Source organism: Saccharopolyspora sp. (assembly GCF_017434145.1).
Lineage (GTDB): Bacteria > Actinomycetota > Actinomycetes > Mycobacteriales > Pseudonocardiaceae > Saccharopolyspora_C > Saccharopolyspora_C galaxeae.
On sequence record NZ_JAFRFW010000530.1, the window covers coordinates 1 to 2,350 of the forward strand.

General features: G+C 69.9%; 3 protein-coding genes. 1 reads left to right on the top strand and 2 read right to left on the bottom strand.

The window, feature by feature from the left end:
• Positions 1–96: 96 nt before the first annotated feature.
• On the top strand, positions 97–852 hold the full coding sequence (locus IJH84_RS14760; protein WP_295145418.1) for an alpha/beta fold hydrolase: 756 nt from the start codon (positions 97–99) through the stop codon (positions 850–852).
• Positions 853–912: 60 nt separating this feature from the next.
• Here the strand turns inward: IJH84_RS14760 and IJH84_RS14765 are convergent, their stop codons facing one another.
• Together IJH84_RS14765 and IJH84_RS14770 are read right to left on the bottom strand one after the other, a co-directional pair.
• The gene (locus IJH84_RS14765; RefSeq protein ID WP_295145411.1) at positions 913–1,797 is read right to left on the bottom strand and encodes a diacylglycerol kinase; all 885 of its coding nucleotides are present in this window, start codon (positions 1,795–1,797) and stop codon (positions 913–915) included.
• A partial coding sequence (locus IJH84_RS14770; protein WP_295145414.1) for an FAD-linked oxidase C-terminal domain-containing protein occupies positions 1,794–2,350 on the bottom strand: 557 nt, incomplete at its 5' end. The genes IJH84_RS14765 and IJH84_RS14770, both read right to left, overlap by 4 nt.

The following is a 2,350-nucleotide window of genomic DNA, read 5'->3' on the forward strand; positions in this document are numbered from 1 at the left end:
ATTCATCGATCTGCATGTCTTCAACACCTATCCAGCGGGTGTGCGCACGGCAACAATTGTATGGACCGGGACGCACATGGAGGTGCCGTGGACGAAATGTCTCAGGATTCCGGCAACGACGGGCGCGCCGTCATCGGACTGCACGGGTGGTTCGGGTCGGCGGCCGCGTGGCAGCCGCTGGCGGCCCACTTGGAGAACTCGCAGTTCGGCTACCACTTCATGGACTTCCGCGGGTACGGCTCACGGGCCGGTGCGTCCGGCCGCTTCACCATCGCGGAAGCGGCCGCGGACGTGCTGGAGTTCGCCGACGAGCTCGGGCTGGAACGCTTCTGCCTGCTCGGCCACTCCATGGGTGGCAGCGTGATGCAGCGGGTCTACGCCGACGCGCCGGAGCGGGTCCGCGCCATGTTCGGCATCTCGCCGGTTCCGGCGAGCGGCATACCGTTCGACGACGCCACGTGGGAACTGTTCCGCTCGGCCGCGGACAGCGCGGACGTGCGGCGCCAGATCATCGACTTCACCACCGGCGGCAGGCTCGAACCGCGGCAGCTGGACGCCATGGTCGAGCACTCGGTGCGCAACAGCGAAGTCCCGGCGGTGGCCGCCTATCTGGAGGCTTGGGCCAGCACCGACTTCCACGCCGAGATCAACGGCTCCCGGGTGCCCGTAAAGGTGCTCATCGGCCGCAACGATCCTGCCGTGCACGCCGAGCTGATCCGGTCCACGTTCGGGCAGTGGTACCCGCACTTCGACCTGATCGAGTTCGCGGACGCGGGCCACTACGCCGCCGAGGAGGTTCCCGAGCGGACCGCGGAAGTCATCGAGGAATTCCTGCGGGACGCGGCCGGGTGAAGCCGCACCGGCAAGCTCGGTGCGGCACCGCCTGGCGGAAACCGTTCATGCGCAACGAATTCACTCCGGCACCGGCACGATCGCGCGGGCGGCTGCGGGCACGCATTCGCAGGTGACCGGCAGCGGCGCGAACGGTTCACCGTCGGCGTGACCGACGATGTCCGTAGTGGACAGTCGCACGCGGACGGCGCGATAAGTCGTCACCTGCGGGTGCTCGACGTGTTCTCCGGTGTAGATCGCAGGCAGCAGGCGCACGAGCTCGGTGAGCCGCCGATGCTCGATGACGGTGACGTCGAGCAAGCCGTCGGTTTGGTCCGCGTGCGGGCAGATCCGCATCCCGCCGCCGTAGGTCGCACCGTTGCCGACCGCCACCAGCATCGCAGGCACCGCCATCCGCCGGTCGTCCAGTTCGAGCACGTAGTCGCGGGGGCGCAGCGCGATGAGTTCGATCAGCACCGCGAGGTTGTAGCGCAGCTTGCCGCGCGGCCACCGCAGCCGGTTGGTGCGTTCGGTGACCTTGGCGTCGAAACCGCCCGCGAGAACGGTGCCGAACCAGCGGTCCCCGGCCCGTCCCAGATCGATCGGGCGCACCGCGCCGGTCGCCACCACCCGGGCGGCGGCGACGGGGTCGTGCCGCGGAATTCCCAGCATCCGCGCGTGGTCGTTGCCGGTTCCCGCCGGGATCACTCCGAACGGCGTGGAAGTTCCCGCCACCGCCTGCAATGCGATGTTGACGAGTCCGTCACCGCCGCACGCCACGAGTGCGCCGGTGCCCGCGGCGACGGCCCGGTGCGCCAGCGCCGCGGACTCCGCCGCGTCCTTGCCCATCAGCGTGGAAACCGCAATCCCGCGGGCACGCAGGTACCGCAGTGCCCGCAGTGCTGCGGCCGCACCGCGGGATCGCCCGGAGTTCGGATTGACCAGCAGGCTGACGTCGCTGATCACGGGATCAGCTTGCCGGGGTTGAGCACACCGGATGGGTCCACAGTGGACTTCACGGCGCGCAGCACTTCCAGGCCGAGTTCGCCGACCTCGTCGGCCATCCATTCCCGGTGGTCCAGCCCCACCGCGTGGTGGTGGGTGATGGTGGCCGACGAGGCGCTCATGGCATCGCTCGCCGCGCGTTTGGCCTGGCGCCACTGGGCAACCGGGTCCTCGCCGCGCGCGCAGGCGACCGTGAAGTACAGCGAGGCACCGGTCGAGTACACGTGCGAGACGTGGCACATGATCATCGGTGGCGTGCCCTGGGCTTGCAGCGATTCGGTCAGCGCGTCGCGCACGGCCGCATAGGTGGCGTCGAGGTTGGACCAGCTGGTCGCGGTCTCCAGCGTTTCCGCCAACGCGTTGACGTCGAGCAGCGCATCCCGCAGGTACGGACCGTGGTAGCGGCCGCGCGCCCAATCCTCGGCGGGTTTCGGGCCCAGCGACGTGCCACCGGCCCGCGCCAGCAGCTCCGCGGCCCGCTCGTGCGCGCCGGGCTGGGCGCCTTCGTGGCGGG

Coding starts and splice junctions, on each gene's coding strand:
- IJH84_RS14760 (WP_295145418.1), top strand. CDS start 97: ATGTCTCAGGATTCCGGCAACGACGGGCGCGCCGTCATCGGACTGCAC.